The sequence below is a fragment of the Actinomycetospora aeridis genome (assembly GCF_037400275.1).
Lineage (GTDB): Bacteria > Actinomycetota > Actinomycetes > Mycobacteriales > Pseudonocardiaceae > Actinomycetospora > Actinomycetospora aeridis.
This window is the reverse complement of sequence record NZ_JBBEGL010000001.1, coordinates 346,770-361,339: the sequence shown is the minus strand read 5'-3', so window position 1 is coordinate 361,339 and position 14,570 is coordinate 346,770. Positions and strand designations below refer to the sequence as shown.

General features: G+C 74.4%; 16 protein-coding genes. 7 read left to right on the top strand and 9 right to left on the bottom strand.

Annotated elements, in window-relative coordinates:
- Positions 1-21: 21 nt before the first annotated feature.
- From WCD41_RS01795 to WCD41_RS01785, 3 genes are all read left to right on the top strand, one after another.
- The gene (locus WCD41_RS01795) at positions 22-1,155 is read left to right on the top strand and encodes a thiolase family protein (RefSeq protein ID WP_337711661.1); all 1,134 of its coding nucleotides are present in this window, start codon (positions 22-24) and stop codon (positions 1,153-1,155) included.
- A 113-nt stretch (positions 1,156-1,268) separates the two neighbouring features.
- Positions 1,269-1,439, top strand: a complete 171-nt coding sequence (locus WCD41_RS01790; protein WP_337711660.1) for a PhlB family protein — start codon at positions 1,269-1,271, stop codon at positions 1,437-1,439.
- Between the two features lie 23 nt (positions 1,440-1,462).
- The gene (locus WCD41_RS01785; RefSeq protein WP_337711659.1) at positions 1,463-2,362 is read left to right on the top strand and encodes a serine hydrolase; all 900 of its coding nucleotides are present in this window, start codon (positions 1,463-1,465) and stop codon (positions 2,360-2,362) included.
- Here WCD41_RS01785 and WCD41_RS01780 read toward each other — a convergent pair.
- Both WCD41_RS01780 and WCD41_RS01775 read right to left on the bottom strand, forming a co-directional pair.
- The gene (locus WCD41_RS01780; protein ID WP_337711658.1) at positions 2,328-2,486 is read right to left on the bottom strand and encodes a hypothetical protein; all 159 of its coding nucleotides are present in this window, start codon (positions 2,484-2,486) and stop codon (positions 2,328-2,330) included. The genes WCD41_RS01785 and WCD41_RS01780 overlap by 35 nt on opposite strands.
- 101 nt (positions 2,487-2,587) lie before the next feature.
- Complete coding sequence (locus WCD41_RS01775; protein ID WP_337711657.1) at positions 2,588-3,505, bottom strand: LysR family transcriptional regulator; 918 nt, start codon at positions 3,503-3,505, stop codon at positions 2,588-2,590.
- Positions 3,506-3,584: 79 nt separating this feature from the next.
- Between WCD41_RS01775 and WCD41_RS01770 the strand changes: the two genes are divergently transcribed.
- On the top strand, positions 3,585-4,580 hold the full coding sequence (locus WCD41_RS01770) for a substrate-binding domain-containing protein (RefSeq protein ID WP_337711656.1): 996 nt from the start codon (positions 3,585-3,587) through the stop codon (positions 4,578-4,580).
- A gap of 3 nt (positions 4,581-4,583) precedes the next feature.
- Here the strand turns inward: WCD41_RS01770 and WCD41_RS01765 are convergent, their stop codons facing one another.
- The 3 genes from WCD41_RS01765 to WCD41_RS01755 are packed head-to-tail and all read right to left on the bottom strand — an operon-like array spanning position 4,584 to position 7,440.
- The gene (locus WCD41_RS01765) at positions 4,584-5,057 is read right to left on the bottom strand and encodes a nuclear transport factor 2 family protein (protein ID WP_337711655.1); all 474 of its coding nucleotides are present in this window, start codon (positions 5,055-5,057) and stop codon (positions 4,584-4,586) included.
- Positions 5,054-5,821 carry an enoyl-CoA hydratase/isomerase family protein gene (locus WCD41_RS01760; RefSeq protein ID WP_337711654.1) on the bottom strand — a complete coding sequence of 256 codons (768 nt, stop codon included), beginning with the start codon at positions 5,819-5,821 and terminating at the stop codon, positions 5,054-5,056. Before WCD41_RS01760 ends, WCD41_RS01765 begins: the two co-directional genes overlap by 4 nt.
- Complete coding sequence (locus tag WCD41_RS01755) at positions 5,818-7,440, bottom strand: class I adenylate-forming enzyme family protein (protein WP_337711653.1); 1,623 nt, start codon at positions 7,438-7,440, stop codon at positions 5,818-5,820. Before WCD41_RS01755 ends, WCD41_RS01760 begins: the two co-directional genes overlap by 4 nt.
- Before the next feature lie 113 nt (positions 7,441-7,553).
- Between WCD41_RS01755 and WCD41_RS01750 the strand changes: the two genes are divergently transcribed.
- Positions 7,554-8,666 carry a TetR/AcrR family transcriptional regulator gene (locus WCD41_RS01750; RefSeq protein ID WP_337711652.1) on the top strand — a complete coding sequence of 371 codons (1,113 nt, stop codon included), beginning with the start codon at positions 7,554-7,556 and terminating at the stop codon, positions 8,664-8,666.
- Here WCD41_RS01750 and WCD41_RS01745 read toward each other — a convergent pair.
- From WCD41_RS01745 to WCD41_RS01735, 3 genes are all read right to left on the bottom strand, one after another.
- Positions 8,654-10,060: a dihydrolipoyl dehydrogenase family protein gene (locus tag WCD41_RS01745; RefSeq protein WP_337711651.1), complete on the bottom strand. Its 1,407-nt coding sequence runs from the start codon at positions 10,058-10,060 to the stop codon at positions 8,654-8,656. The two genes, WCD41_RS01750 and WCD41_RS01745, sit on opposite strands and share 13 nt — an antisense overlap.
- 58 nt (positions 10,061-10,118) lie before the next feature.
- A complete protein-coding gene (locus tag WCD41_RS01740; protein ID WP_337711650.1) occupies positions 10,119-11,075 on the bottom strand; it encodes an N-acetylmuramoyl-L-alanine amidase family protein in 957 nt (318 codons plus the stop codon).
- 166 nt (positions 11,076-11,241) lie between these two features.
- Entirely contained in the window at positions 11,242-11,838 is a 597-nt protein-coding gene (locus tag WCD41_RS01735) for a TMEM165/GDT1 family protein (RefSeq protein WP_337711649.1), read from the bottom strand.
- A gap of 542 nt (positions 11,839-12,380) precedes the next feature.
- Here WCD41_RS01735 and WCD41_RS01730 point away from each other — a divergent pair.
- Both WCD41_RS01730 and WCD41_RS01725 read left to right on the top strand, forming a co-directional pair.
- Entirely contained in the window at positions 12,381-13,505 is a 1,125-nt protein-coding gene (locus WCD41_RS01730; protein WP_337711648.1) for a sodium:calcium antiporter, read from the top strand.
- A 31-nt stretch (positions 13,506-13,536) separates the two neighbouring features.
- Positions 13,537-13,815: a hypothetical protein gene (locus WCD41_RS01725; RefSeq protein ID WP_337711647.1), complete on the top strand. Its 279-nt coding sequence runs from the start codon at positions 13,537-13,539 to the stop codon at positions 13,813-13,815.
- 12 nt (positions 13,816-13,827) lie between these two features.
- Here WCD41_RS01725 and WCD41_RS01720 read toward each other — a convergent pair whose 3' ends face one another.
- Positions 13,828-14,475 carry a maleylpyruvate isomerase family mycothiol-dependent enzyme gene (locus WCD41_RS01720; protein ID WP_337711646.1) on the bottom strand — a complete coding sequence of 216 codons (648 nt, stop codon included), beginning with the start codon at positions 14,473-14,475 and terminating at the stop codon, positions 13,828-13,830.
- Positions 14,476-14,570 lie beyond the last annotated feature (95 nt).

Here is a 14,570-nt window from a genome sequence, read left to right as displayed (position 1 = left end):
GTCTCGACGACAGTGGCGCGGATGGCGATCACGGCGCACGTCGCCGGGATCGCGGCGACCCCGTACGGCCGGCAGCCCGGGCGGACCGCGCTCGACTGGCAGGCCGCCGCGGCCGGGGCCGCGCTCGCGGACGCGGGGCTGGTCGCACCCGACGTGGACGCCGTGATCTGCGGCTACGCGACGACGGCCGGCCACCTCATGCCCGCCGACCTCCTCGCCGAGCGGATCGGGGCGCGGCCGGCGATCGCCCACGGCACGAGCGCGGGGGGTGCGACCGGGCTGGTGATGCTCGCGCAGGCGGTGCGCCTGGTGCGCGCGGGCGACGCGCGGGCCGTGCTCGTCGTCGGCGGCGAGGACCGGAGGAGCGGCCAGACCACGGAGACCTCGACCCGCACGCTCGCGCAGGTCGGGCACGCGGAGCTCGAGGTGCCGCTCGGCGGGACCGTGCCGGCGTACTACGCGTTGCTGGCATCGGCGCACCTGGCCGCGCGCCGTCTGTCACCCGCCGATCTCGCTCCCCTCGCCGTGCAGATGCGCGCACACGCCGCCACCACGCCGGGCGCGCACCTCACGGAGCCGATCACGGTCGACGACGTGCTCGCCTCCCGCCCGGTCGCCGAACCCCTGCGCCTGCTCGACTGCTGCCCGGTCTCCGACGGCGGAGCGGCGGTGGTGGTGACGGCCGCACCGGCCGCCGTCGCCGTCACCGGCGTCGGCGAGGCGCACCGCCACCAGCACCTCACCGAGGCCGACCTCGACGACCTCGGCGCCCGGCGGGCGGCGTCGACGGCGTTGGACCGGGCCGGCCGCACGGTGGACGACGTCGACGTCGCCGGGGTCTACGACAGCTTCACCGTCACGCTCGCGATCCTGCTCGAGGAGATCGGCTTCTGCGCACCGGGCACGGCGGGCGCCGACGCGGCCGCCGGCCGGTTCGCCCGCGACGGCGCGCTCCCGCTCAACACGCACGGCGGGCTGCTCTCGTACGGGCACTGCGGGGTCGGCGGTGGGATGGCGCACCTCGTGGAGGTCGTGACGCAGCTGCGCGGGACGGCCGGCGCGCGCCAGGTGCCGGACGCCCCGCGCGTCGGTTTCGTGCACGGCGACGGCGGCGTGATGTCCGCGCACGCGAGCGCGGTGCTGGAGGTCGTGTGACCGTCACTCATGACGCGTGCCCGTCCTGCGGCCGGCGCTGGACCCTGCCGCGGACGGGGTGCCCGTCCTGCGGGGCGGCACCGCGGCGATCCGTGTCCTCGGGACACGGGTCGGTGGCCGCCGTCAGCGTCGTGCACCCGCCGTCGGGGGCGAGCTACGTGCTGGTGCTCGTCGACCTCGACGACGGCGTGCGGGCGATGGGACGCGGCGGGCCCGGGCTCGCCGTGGGGACCCGGGTGCGGGCGGCGACCGAGGACGGGCTGCTGACGTTCGGCGAGGCCTGACCGGTGGCCCTACGCTGCGCCGGATGCGAGGGCTCACGATCCGTTCGGTGGCCCTGGCCGCCGTGGGCGTCGTGGCCGCCGGGCTGGTCGCCTGCTCCGGCACGGCCGCGCCGTTCGACCGCTGGCCCGACAGTCGGTTCGGCGCCGTCGTCGTCGACAGGGCCACGGGCGGGACGACCGTCGATCACCACGGGCACGACCAGTTCCGGTCCGCGTCCCTCGTCAAGCTCCTGATCGCGCTCGACCTGCTCGAACGCCCCACTCCCCTCGCCGCACCGGATCGGCAGTTGATCTCCGCGATGCTGCGGTCCAGCGACGACGACGCGGCCAGCGTGCTGTGGGCCCGAGAGGGGGCGCCGGCGATCGTCGAGCGCTCCGTCGCGCGTCTCGGTCTCACCGACACCGAGCCCCCCGCCAGCCGGTCCAGCTGGGGCTACACCGCCACGAGCGCGCAGGACGTCGCCCGCGTGTACCGCCACCTCCTCGACACCGCGCCCGCCGGGGTCCGCGACCTCGTGCTGGGCGAGCTGCGGGCCACGACCCGGTGCGCCGTCGACGGTCGCGACCAGTACGGCGGGCTCCCGCACGCCGCCGCCGGGCGCCCGTGGGCCGCGAAGCAGGGATGGTCCGGCTTCGGCGAGGTGCCCGACGGCGCGCGCTGCGTCCCGACCCCGGCGCCGGTCGTCGACCCCGCCGCCGACGACCGGGTGCGCGCCGCCGCGCCACCGGCGCCCGCGCAGACGGGCAGCGAGCCCGACATCGACACCGAGGGGCCGGTCCTGCACACCGGGGGCGTCGTCGGGGACCGCGACGACCGGATCGTCGTCGTGCTGAGCCTGCACCCGGAGGGCACGCCGTTCGGGGAGGCCACCCGGCGGCTCGACGACGTCACCGGTGCGCTGGTGTCGGCTCCTCGTCGGTGACGGTGTCGACGACGGCGAGCAGCCGGGGGCGGTAGGTGTACCAGCCGCGGCTGACCCACCACCCGGCGCCGACCGCCCGCCAGACGAGCCCGGCGGGGAGGACGAGGACGCGTCGGACTCCCATGGGCGCATGCCTATCGCCCGCGGGCTCGCACGACGGCGACGGACACGAGCACGGGCGGTGACGGACGGGTGACGGTCTCGTGCTCGCGCCCGGGCCGCCCCTCAGGAGCACGCGTCGACGTCCGCGGCGTCCTGGGGACGCCCCCGCCCGACGTCCGAGGCCGCCGCCGTGAGGAACGCCGCGAGTGCCCGGGCCGCCGGGGAGAGCTCGCGGTGCAGCAGCCCGACCGGCGGGTGGCGCAGCGCCGGCCGCACCTGATGGATGGTCGCGCCCGGCGATACCGTCGACGCCGCCAGCAGCGCCACGCCCAGCCCGGCGGCGACGAGCGCCTGCACCTCCCCCGGCGTCGACACCTCGAACGGCACGCGCGGCGCGAACCCGGCGTCGACCGCGGCGGCGTCGAGCACCTGACGCAGGCCGCTGTCGGGCGGGAGGCAGACGAACGGGTCGTCCCGCAGGTCGGCGAGGGCGAGCGACCGGGACCCGGCGCGACGGTGCCCCGGCGGGGTGAGCAGCACCAGCTCGTCGTCCAGCAGCGGTGTCGCGACGCGGTCGCGGACCCGGTACTCGTCGTGGATCGGTCCGAGGACGAGGTCGACCGCCCCCGCGTCGAGCTCGGCGAGCAGCCCGGCGGTGATCCCGCTGCGCAGGGTCAGGCCGACGCCCGGGTAGCGAGCCGCGAAGGCGGCGAGGACCGACGGCAGGTCGAGCCCGGCGAGCACCGGGGCCGCACCGAGCACCACGCGCCCCCGCAGCACCGCGGCCAGGTCGGCGGCCTCGTCGCGCGCTGCGTCGAGCTCGCCCAGCACCCGCCGCGCCCGGACCAGGAACAGCTCGCCCGCCTCGGTGAGCCCGACGCGCCGGGTCGTCCGGGCGAGGAGGCGCACGCCGAGCTCGGACTCGAGCCGGCGGACCTGGGCGGAGATCGCCGGCTGGGCGACGTGCAGCGCCTCGGCCGCCCTGCTGAAGCCGCCGTGGCGCACGACCGCCTCGAAGTAGACGAGCTGGCGCAGCTCCACGGGTTCTATCGTGCAGCGATATCAATCACCACTCAAGCCTGTCTTGGACTTCTCGATCCGCCGGTCCGACGGTGGGGTCATGGCACCGATCACCCTCTCCGTCGCCTCGGCCCGCTACGACCACATGCGGGCCCTGTTCGACGGCACCGTGACCTTCGACGGCGTCGACGCGACCCTCACCAGCGCCGACCTCGTCTCCGACATCTTCGACCGCATGGTCCGCGAGCAGGCCTTCGACGTCGCGGAGCTCGGCCTCACCTACTACCTGCGCACCCTCGACCTGACCGACCCGCCGTTCGTCGCGCTGCCGGTCTTCCCGGCCCGCCACTTCCGGCACTCGGCGATCTGGGTCAACACCGCGAGCGGGATCGAGAAGCCCCAGGACCTCGCCGGGAAGACGGTCGGTGAATTCGCGATCTACGGCACGGACCCCGGCGTCTGGCTCAAGGGCATCCTCGCCGAGGAGTACGGCGTCACCCCGGAGCAGTGCCGCTGGGTGGTCGGCGGGGTCGACGCGCCGATGGCGCCCCTGGACTTCGTGTCCTTCCGGCACCCGGCGGCGGTCGACGCGAGCCCCGCCGAGGGCGCGCTCGGGCTGATGCTCGAGGCCGGCGAGATCGACGCGCTGATCTCAGCGCACCCGCCGCGGTGCGTGCTCGAGGGCTCGCCGCACGTCGCGCCGCTGTTCGGGGACACCGTCGCGGCCGAGCAGGAGTGGTTCGCGCGCACCGAGATCCTGCCGATCATGCACACCGTGGTGGCGCGCCGGGACCTGCTCGACGAGCACCCCGGCCTCGCCCGCACCCTGCTCGACGGCTTCACCGCCTCGCGCGACGCCGCCCTCGCGCACTACGAGTTCCGCCGCGGGACCCACCAGATCGACGTGATGGTCCCGTGGTTCGGCGACGTCTACGAGCGCGCCCGGGCCGTGCTCCCGACCGACTGGTGGCCCTACGGCGTCGCGGCCAACCGCGCCACCCTCGAGGCCTTCCTGCGCCACACCCACGACCAGGGGCTCTCCGACCGCCGGCGCGGCGTCGACGAGCTGTTCGCCCCCGAACTGCTCGACACCTGACGGTCAGTCGGCCGGCTCGGCCTTCAGCAGCGACAACAGGTACGCCCCGCCGACGGCACCGTCGCGCGGGGGCAGGACCCCGAGCTGACGCATCATGTCGGTGATCTCGTACTGCGCGAGGTAGTGCGAGAGCAGCCCGTCGGTGAAGCCGAGGAAGATGTCGCAGCCCTGAGTCTCGAACCGCGCGTCGGGGGCGAGCTGCGGCGGGCCGCTGCCGCCCTGGCGGAAGAGCACCACCGCGCGCCCCTCCTCGGGGGCGGTGAAGAGCTGCACCTCCTCGAACCACACGTCGGGCATGACCCGCCAGATGCGGTCGACGTAGCGGGTCATCTCCTCGCGGTCGGTGATCACGTGGGGCCAGAACACGGTGTCCTCCCACCGGCACTCCGGGTGCAGGAGGGCGAGGACCTGCTCGGTCTCGTGGGAGTTCCACGCCTCGAGCCAGCGGGTGGCGAAGTCACGCAGATCGGGCGTCACGTCCCGTCCCTCCGCGACCGCACGCGGGCGAACGCCGCCCCGATCCGGTCGACGACGTCGGTGTGCCAGACGACCTCGCGGTAGGCGAGCGTCTCGTAGGTCAGCGCGCTGATCGGGTCCATGGCGGGCGATCGCCGGGCGATCTCCTTGTTGTTGACCGCCGACCGCGTCGTCGTCTCCGCGATCGAGCGCGCGAGCCCGGTCGCGGCCGCGACGACGCCCCCGGCCGGCACCATCCGGTCGAGCAGCCCGATCCGCAGCGCCTCGGTGGCGTCGACGCGGTCGCCGGTGAACGTCAGGAGCTTGGCCTGGCTCAGCCCGACGATCTTCCACAGCGGCGAGAAGTACGGCGTCAGCCCCATCTTGATCTGCGGGAAGCCCATGACGACGTTGTCGGCGCCGAGGCGGATGTCGCAGAACACCGCGATGTCGCAGCCGCCGCCCAGGGCCGGGCCGCCGACCGCGGCGATCGTCGGCTTCCGGTAGTCGAGCAGCGTCCCGTAGGCACGCAGGCAGGCCTCGGAGTAGACCTCGCGGGTCTCGGGCGTGAAGCCCGACTGCAGGTCGAGGTCGAGGCCCGCGCAGAAGACGTCCTCGCCGCCGGTGATCACCACGGCGGCGACGTCGTCGTCGTACGCCCAGGCGTCGAGGTTGTCGCTGATCGCCGTGAGCATCCCGATGCTGAGCGCGTTGCGGCGCTCCCAGCGGTCGAAGGTGATCGTCCCGACGCCGTCCTGCACCGTCACCCGCGTGTCCTGCGTCATCGGCTCTCCCGCGTGTCCCAGGTGTGGAGGTCGTCGAGCTCGGCGAGGCGGTGCTTCTGCACCTTGCCGATGGCGGTGGTCGGGATCTCCGGGACGACGTGCCACTCGACCGGGATCTTCGGCCGGGCCAGGCGGAGCTCCTCGAGGTGCTCCACGAGCGGCTTGGCCTCCGACCACGACGCCGCGTCGGCCAGCACCACCCACGCACCGACGGCCTCGCCCAGCCGGTCGTCGCGCACCGCCGTGACGGCCGCGCGCTGCACCGCGGGGTGCGACGCGAGCGCGGCCTCGATGTCGCCGGTCGAGAACTTCTCGCCGCCGCGGTTCACGATGTCCTTGGTGCGCCCGAGCACCTGGACCCAGCCCTCGGCGTCCACCCGTCCGACGTCACCGGGGTAGAACCAGCCCTCGGCGTCGAACTGCATCGCCGTGACTTGCGGGTCGGTGTAGCGCTCGAGCAGCTGCGGGGTCCGCAGGCGCAGCTCGCCGACCTCGCCGGGGGCGAGCACCTCGCGGGCCTCGTCGACGACCTCGATCTCCATGCCGGGGATCAGGCGCCCGTCCCACTCGCGGCGGCGGTGCAGGGGGTCGTCGCCCGAGGCGATGGCGCAGACGCCGGCCGTCTCGGTCATGCCGTAGGCGCGCACGGCCCGGACGCCGACCTCCGCGGCGCGGTCGATGACCGCGGGCGGGATCGACGCCCCGGCGCACGCGTAGACGTCGAGCCGGTACCCGTCACCGGCGCCACGGGCGTAGCGGTCCACGAGATCGGAGAGGAACACCGTGGCGCCCATCATCAGCGTCACCCGCTCGGTGGTGATCAGCTCGACGGCCTCGTCGGGCTTCCAGCCCGCCATCACCACCGACCGGCCGCCGAGGTGGACGGGGAAGACGACGGCGGCGATGAACCCGCCGAGGTGCGAGAGCGGCGTCGCCGCCAGCGTCGTCGTGTGCTCACCGGCGCCGAGCGCGACGCGGAAGCTGCGCAGATGGGCGACCAGGGCCTGGGTGGTCAGCAGCACGCCTTTCGGTGCCGACGTCGTCCCGGACGTGTAGAGCAGCAGGCACGGCTCGTCGACCGGTCGGGACGGGGGCAGCGACGGGGTCCCGGCCCCCGGGCCGGGCACCGGCAGCCAGGCGCCGGCGGGCTCGTCCGCCGCGTACCGGACCGTCGGCTCCAGCCCGATCTCGGCGGCCAGGGCGTCGAGCTCCTCGGTCGGGCGTCGCTCGCCGAGACGCGTGACGGAGCAGAGCGCCGCCGGGCGGCAGTCGGCGAGGATCTGCCGCATCTCGTGCTCGCGGTAGATGGGGATGACGGGCACGTCGACCGCGCCGGCACGGAACGCGGCGATCTGCAGGACGAGGGCCTCGAGGCGGTTGGGCAGCTGGACGAGCACCCGGTCGCCGGGAGCGACGCCGCGGGCGACCAGGTCGGCGGCCACGGCGGCGGTCCACGCCTCGAACTCGCCGTAGGTCACCCGCCGGCCCTCGAAGACGAACAGCTCACGGTCCGGGTGCTCGGCCGCCCGCCGGACGAGGAGGTCGGCGACGGTCTCGTCGCTCCACAGGCCGGTGGCCCGGTATCCGGCGTGACGGTAGGCGGTGGACGGACTCGGCATCAGGGACTCCCGAGCGGCGACGACGGGGAGGAAGCGGACCGGACGCTAGCCTAGTGACTATTCACTAGGCAACGATGTGCCGCGGATACCGACCGGGAAGGGATGATCGTGCGGTGACACGGGCCCGCGTGCGCCGGACGGCGACGGAGCGGCGGCAGGAGCTCGCCGAGGCGGCGGCGCGCGCGTTCCACCGCGAGGGCTTCCACCGGGTCACCATCGCCGGGGTCGCGACGTCGGTCGGGGTCACCGCACCGGCGGTCTACCGGCACTTCGCGAACAAGAACGCCCTGCTCGCGGGGGCCGTCGAGACCGGTCTGGACGAGATCGAGGCGGCCGTGGCGGACGCCGGCGACCGCGACGCCGTCCTCGAGAACCTCACGCGCGCCGCCCTGCACCGCCCGGACTTCTGGACGCTGCTGCAGCGCGAGATGCGCCACCTCGACGACGCCGCCCAGCAGCAGGCGCGCGCACGGTTCCGGGCCTTCACGGCCTCCCTCGGCGCGGCGCTCTCGGCGGGTGGCGATCCGGAGGAGCTGCGGGTCATGACGGCCCTGGCGGTTCTCGCATCACCGTCGGCGCACCCCACGAGCCTGCCGACCGACCGCGCCCACGCGCTGCTCGCCGGAGCCGCGGCGGCGGTGTGCGTGGCGCCGCTGCCGTCGTCGGGAGGCGGTGCGACCGCCCGGGAGGAGCGCCACCCGGCGTCACGGGGTGAGGAGGTACTCGCGACCGCGATCCGGCTGTTCCACCGGCGGGGCTACGCCGCGGTGAGCCTCGACGACATCGGCGCAGCCGTCGGCATGGCCGGGCCGAGCATCTATCACCACTGGGCGAGCAAGGCCGACCTGCTCGTCGCCGCGGTCGACCGCGTGCTGTCCGGGCTCCCCGCCGCCGGGCCCGACGTCGCCCCGAAGACCGCCGTCCGCGCCTACGTCGACCTCGCGCTCCGCGAGCGGGAGGCGCTCGGCGTGTCCGTCACCGAGCGGATCGGCCTGCCCGGGGACGCCGCGGCGCGGATCGGACGGCACGACGCCGAGGACCTGGCGGGGTGGGTGGCGATGCTGCGCGCGTCCCGCCCGGCACTCGACGGCGACGAGGCCGCGCTGCTCGTGCACGCCGCCCGCGCCGTGGTCCACGACGTCGTGCGCATCGGCCGCCTGTACCGCCGGCCCGGGGTCGCCGACGAGCTCGAGGCGCTGGCGCTCGCGGTGCTCTACAGCCCGTAGGTCTCCAGGAGCCGCAGCCAGACCTCGCTCATCGTCGGGAACGACGGGACGGCGTGCCAGAGCCGCTCGACCGGCACCTCGCCGACCACCGCGATCGTGGCCGCGTGCACCATGTCCGCGACGTCCTGGCCGACGAACGTCGCGCCGACGATCACACCCCGGTCGGTGTCGACGACGATCGAGGCGAAGCCGTCGTAGCCGTCGGCCTGCAGCGAGGCGCCGGCCACGCTGCCGAGCTCGTAGGACACGGCGCGGACGGTCAGGCCGGCCTCGCGGGCCGCGGCCTCGGTGAGCCCGACGGCGGCGACCTGGGGGTCGGTGAAGATCACCTGCGGGACGGCGGTGTGCTCCGCGGTCGCCGCGTGGTGGGAGTACCGGCCCCCGAGCGGCGTGCCGTTCGCCCGGGCGACGAGCACGTCGCCGCAGATGCGCGCCTGGTACTTGCCCATGTGCGTGAGCTGCGCGCCCGTGCTGGCGTCGCCGACGGCGTAGAGCCAGTCGCCCAGCACCGTCGTGGTGTCGTCGGCCGCGAGGTGCGTCCCCGGCTCGAGCCGGACGGACTCGAGGCCCAGGTCCGACGTCGCGGGCCGGCGTCCGGCCGCGACGAGCAGCTCGGCGGCCCGCACCTCGGTGCCGTCGTCGAGGCTCGCCACCACCTCGCCACCCTCGCGGCGCACCGCCGTCAGCGACGTGGAGAGACGGACGTCGACGCCGGACGCGGTGAGGGACGCGTGCAGCCGGCGGCCCGCCTCCGGCTCGGTGGCCGGGATCAGCCGCTCGGAGTGCTGGACGAGCGTGACCCGCGCGCCGAGGCCGTGGAACGCGGTGGCCATCTCCACGCCGACCACCCCGCCGCCGAGGATCACCAGCGAGGACGGGATCTCCTTGACCTGGGTCGCCTCCTGGTTCGTCCAGGCGTTCACCTGATCCAGGCCCTCGACCGGCGGGAACACCGGCACCGAGCCCGTCGCCACGACCACGGAGCGTGCGGCGACCGAGGTCGTCGTCCCGTCGGCGTGGGTCACCTCGACCGCGCGCTCGCCGGCGAGACGTCCGTGCCCGCGCAGCAGGGTGATGCCGGCGCCGGAGAGCCAGTCGGCCTGGCCCGAGTCGTCCTCGCCGGCGAACTCGTCGCGCCGGGCGAGCAACTTCGCGGCGTCCACCGTGCCGGACACCGCCTGCGCCACCCCGGGCATGCGCTGCGTCGCGGCGTACAGGTCGACGGGCCGCAGCAGGGCCTTCGACGGGATGCACGCGTAGTAGGAGCACTCGCCGCCGACGAGGCGGGACTCGACGATGGCCGCCGACAGACCCTGCTGGTGGGCACGGTCGGCGACGTTCTCGCCCACCGGGCCGGCGCCGATCACCACGACGTCGACCTCGAGGTCGCTCATCGGTCCTCCTCTTCAGCGGGATCGTGTCGGCAGCATCCTCCCGGATCGCGCACCACGCTCAGCGGCGCTGTGCCCCGTCGAGGTACTCCCCGACGCCCGTCGCGACCGCCTCGCCCACCGCGTCGGTGCCCGCCGGGTCGGCGACGGCGGCGAGGTCGCCGGGGTTCGTGAGGAAGAGCGGCTCGACCAGGGCGCCCGGCATGGCGCTGGGCTCGTCGATGTAGCCGGGGATGCGCGGACCCAGCAGGACGAGGTGCCCGCCCCCGGACTCCGCGCCCGAGGAGTCGTCGGCGATCCCGCGGTCCAGCGGCGTGTGTCCCGCTGCCGCGAGGCGGGTGCGGATGGCGGTCTGCAGCGACTGCGCGAGGGCCCGGCTCCGCGGCCCGATCGGGCGTTCGGGCTCGTAGAGCGTCTCGGTGCCGCCGACCTCGGCGTCGGCGAACGAGTTGAAGTGCACCGACACCAGCGCGTCCGCCCGAGCGACGTTGGCGCAACGGACGCGGCCGAGCAGGTCCAGCTGGCTCGCGTCGGTGGTCAGCGCGCCGTCCTGCACGGCGTCGTCGGCGAGCGGGGTGCCGAGCTCGTCCGTGCTGCGGGTCAGCACGACGGTCGTCCCCCGGGCGCGCAGGCGCTCGGCGGCCGAGCGGGCGACGGCGAGGGTGAGGTCCTTCTCGCGCCGCACGTCGCCGTCGGCGGTCGTCCCCTCGCTCCCGGGATCGGGGCCACCGTGCCCGGCGTCGAGGACGACGGTGGCCGCCGGCCCCGGGCCGCTCGGGGCCAGCCGGACGCACCCGCCCGCCGGGAAGGCCGCCGGGTCCACGGCGACCGGACCCGGCGCCGCGGCAGCGGTCGCGCCACCGCCCGGGCCGGCGCCACGGGTCGGGGCCTCCTGCGAGGAGAACCCGAGCACCAGCGAGGCGGCGGCCAGGAGCAGGACGATCAGGACCTCGAGGACGCGGCGCCGCCCCTTCCGGGCGGCCCGCTCGTCGGCGGTGAGGGCGTGGTGTCGACCCACGGATCACGCCCTCCCGAGGCGTGCCGTCATGCCGACCCGTGTCCGTCTGCTCACGGTGCGTGAGGCTAGGGAGCGGCCGTGGCCGGACCCGGCGAGCCTGAGAACCCCCGGCCGCGTCCTGCGACCGACGGCGCCCCGCACACGTCGAACGACATGCCCTCTCAGGTCACGCCCCGACGAACGCCTCCACCGCGAGCCAGGCGCCGAAGACGAAGAACAGGACGGCCGCGCCGATCCGGATCGCCTTCTCCGGCAGGTTCCGCCCGAGCCAGCGCCCCAGGACGATCGCGAGGCCGTCCGCGGCGACCATGCCGATCGTCGAGCCGACCCACACGCCCGTGACCCCACCGGTACCCGGGTACTGGGTGGCGAGGGTGATGGTGGCGAGCATCGTCTTGTCGCCGAGCTCGGCGAGGAAGAACGCGACCGCCACGGCGATGAACGCCGAACGCGTGGTGGCGCTGCCCTTGTTCTTCTCCTCGTCGGTGAGCTCGTCCCCGCGCAACGTCCAGAAACCGAACGCGACGAACGCGATCGCCGCGACCAGCGCGATCCAGAACGTCGGCAGCGTCGCCCCGAGCAGGTAACCGACACCGACGGAGACCGCGTGCGTGACGGCCGTCGCCGCGGTGATGCCGAGCAGCACCGGCAGCGCACGGAACCGCGTCGCGAACGTCAGCGCCATCAGCTGCGACTTGTCGCCGAGCTCGGCGACGAAGATGACGGCGAAGCTGATGGCGGCGGCGGCGAGGAAGCCGGTCACGGGGGTGGTGCTCCTCTCGGTCGGCCGGACCGAGGGCGCACTCTCCGGCCCGACCCGGTGTCAGCGGGTCGTCGCCGAAGGTCTCGCCCGCCGCCGGGAGCCGGCGGCCGCCGCGGCCGGACGCCGGGGCGTCAGTGTGTCGACCGCGATGTTGGGAGCTACTCCCCTTCGCTGGAGACGAATGTAGCGAATGGCGCGAGGCATTTCCATCGGCGGGTGACCGCACTCACGGACGAGCGATGTGTCGGCGTCCCCCAGGAATTGTTTCGGCTGGCCGAACTCCATTTCGCGGGTGCGCGGAATTCGTCGTACGGCGGAGCGGGACGGCCCACGGCGGCGCCGAGCGGGAGCCTGCGCGCGTCCGCTTCCTGCCGCCCTGTCCCGTCCGCCGGCAGCCCCAACTCCTCCGGGGGGCCGTTCGGCCGCACGGATACACACGGTGTGACGCACGTCAACCCGTTGATTGCGCGGATGATCACCCCCACCATCACCTGCGACGCGATCTCTTCCCGACATCGGCGTACGCGAGGAGCTGTGGTGCCGTGATACCCATCATCGAGTTCGTGCTGGGCATCGCGGTGCTCGTGTACAGCGCGGAGAAGCTGATCGGCTACCTGGTCGGCGTGGCCAGCCGGTGGGCCGTGTCGCTCTTCCTCATCGCCGTCGTCTTCACCGGGATCGAGTTCGACGACCTGGCCTTCGGCATCGCCCTGAACCTCGAGGACCTCAGCGAGGTCGCCCTCGGCACCGTCGTCGGCACGACGATCGCGATGACCGGCATCGTGCTCGCGCTCATGGCGATCGTGGCGCCCTGCCCCGTCGACGTCCCGAAGAGCTACCTCGCCCTCTTCGTGGCCGCACCCGTGGTGATGTACGCGCTCGCCCTGACCGGGTCCCTGACCGTCGGCATCGGCGTCGTCCTCATCGTGCTCTTCGTGGCGTTCGTCGGCTGGATCGCCTACCGCGAGTACTCCGCGCGCAGGCCGGTGTTCCGCAACGCGGAGCTGTACGAGCAGCTCGAGAAGGCGGGCGTCGGCGCGGGCGGTGGCACGTCCACCGCGACGCTGACCCGTCCGGGCGGCGGGGGCGACGGCGGGGGCGACGACGCCACGACGGGCGACGGAGGTCGCCCCCACGGCTTCGACCTGCCGCCCGACCTCCGCGTCGACCAGGGCTTCCTCAAGGCGCGCCAGACCTCCCCGGTCGGCACCATCCTCTTGGCGCTCGTCGCGCTCGTGGGGCTCATCGTCGGCGCGCTGATCGCCGGGCAGGGCACCGAGGGCATCCTCGAGAACTTCGAGATCGAGGGCACGGTCTTCGGCGTCACCATCGCGACGCTCGCCCTGACCCTCGAGGACATCTTCCTGAGCGTCGAGCCCTCCCGACGCGGTGCACCCGAGATCGGCATCGCGAACGTCATCGGCAGCGTCGTGTTCTCGGTGACCGGCAAGCTCGGCATCATCCTGCTGGTCGGCGGCGCGATCCTCGTCGACGACGACACCCTCGCCTGGCACCTGCCGGTCCTGGTCGTGATGACCGTGCTCTCCGCGATCTTCCTGGCCACCGGCAAGCTGCGCCGCTGGCACGGCATCGTCCTGCTCGCCCTCTACGTCGCCTACTTCGTCACGAGCCTCGTCGTCTTCGGCGAGGTCCCGGTCGACGACTGAGCCGGCCCGACCCCGCGAAAGGAGCGACCCGATGACCAAGGATCGAGTCGGAGCAGGTCTCGCGGTGCTGGCCGCGATCATCGGACTGGTGCTGGTGTTCCAGTTCCCGCAGGCCGAGCCCGGTGGCGACGACGATGACGACGGCGCCGAGACCAGCCAGGTCGTGCCCGCCGTGCCTGCGCCGGGCCAGCCCGCCCCCGCACCGGGCCAGGTGCAGCAGCCCGCGCCGGGCGGCCAGGTCCAGCCGGCGCCGGGTCAGCCCGAACAGCCCGGCGACGCCGACGGGGACGACGACGATGACGACGGCTGAGTCCTAGCCGTCCTAGCCGTCCCCGGTCAGGCGCTCGCGCAGGATCGGGACGCCGGGGCCGTCGAGGTCGTCGAGGTGCGCGGCGCGCCCGGCCATGACCATGACGAGCGCGAGCGTCGGGCCGGCGGCCTCAGGCCCCTCGCCGCTGGTGAAGGGGCCGTCGGTGGCGGCGAGGCTCAGGCCCGCCGACACCGTCCTGCCGTTCACCGTGAAGTCGCGGCTCGCGAAGAAGCGGGCGACGTCGGTCGTGGCGTCGATCGGCGGCGTCCGCGTCAGTCCCAGGGGTCGACGCACGTCCTCGCCGTGGACGACGACCTCCCCCAGCCACGCCTGCTTGGGGCCCCAGGTCGACGTGGTGCTGGGAATGATCGCCCGGAACCGCGCGAGGGTCTCGGCCGGCGTCGCGCCGCGGTGCTCGGCGAGGCGGCGGTCGTTGTGGAGGTCGAAGTCGAACCGGGCGCCGAGCACGCTGCGCATCCAGCGCCACGGCCCGATGCTCGCGGCCGCGGTGAGATGGGCGACGGTCTCCTCCACCGTCCAGCGGTCGCACAGCGACGGCGTCGCCCACTGCGCGTCGGTGAGGTCCGCGAGGTCGTCGGCGAGCGCGGCCCGCTCGGCCCGTGCGGCGGCGAACACGGCGGCGTCGGCGGTCGTGGCCATGAGGATCCCTTCCTGGCGGAGTGCGTCGGAGGGTGGACGGGCGGGAGGCGCGGAACTCATCGGTGCCGGCCCCGGCTTACCGACGGTGCTTGGCC

What these genes read in the sequence shown, in the direction of transcription:
- WCD41_RS01785 (WP_337711659.1), top strand. Translation starts at nt 1,463, where the DNA reads ATGCGAGGGCTCACGATCCGTTCGGTGGCCCTGGCCGCCGTGGGCGTC.
- WCD41_RS01745 (WP_337711651.1), bottom strand. Translation starts at nt 10,060, where the DNA reads ATGAGCGACCTCGAGGTCGACGTCGTGGTGATCGGCGCCGGCCCGGTG.
- WCD41_RS01780 (WP_337711658.1), bottom strand. Translation starts at nt 2,486, where the DNA reads ATGGGAGTCCGACGCGTCCTCGTCCTCCCCGCCGGGCTCGTCTGGCGG.
- WCD41_RS01720 (WP_337711646.1), bottom strand. Translation starts at nt 14,475, where the DNA reads ATGGCCACGACCGCCGACGCCGCCGTGTTCGCCGCCGCACGGGCCGAG.
- WCD41_RS01725 (WP_337711647.1), top strand. Translation starts at nt 13,537, where the DNA reads ATGACCAAGGATCGAGTCGGAGCAGGTCTCGCGGTGCTGGCCGCGATC.
- WCD41_RS01760 (WP_337711654.1), bottom strand. Translation starts at nt 5,821, where the DNA reads ATGACGCAGGACACGCGGGTGACGGTGCAGGACGGCGTCGGGACGATC.
- WCD41_RS01795 (WP_337711661.1), top strand. Translation starts at nt 22, where the DNA reads ATGGCGATCACGGCGCACGTCGCCGGGATCGCGGCGACCCCGTACGGC.
- WCD41_RS01770 (WP_337711656.1), top strand. Translation starts at nt 3,585, where the DNA reads ATGGCACCGATCACCCTCTCCGTCGCCTCGGCCCGCTACGACCACATG.
- WCD41_RS01755 (WP_337711653.1), bottom strand. Translation starts at nt 7,440, where the DNA reads ATGCCGAGTCCGTCCACCGCCTACCGTCACGCCGGATACCGGGCCACC.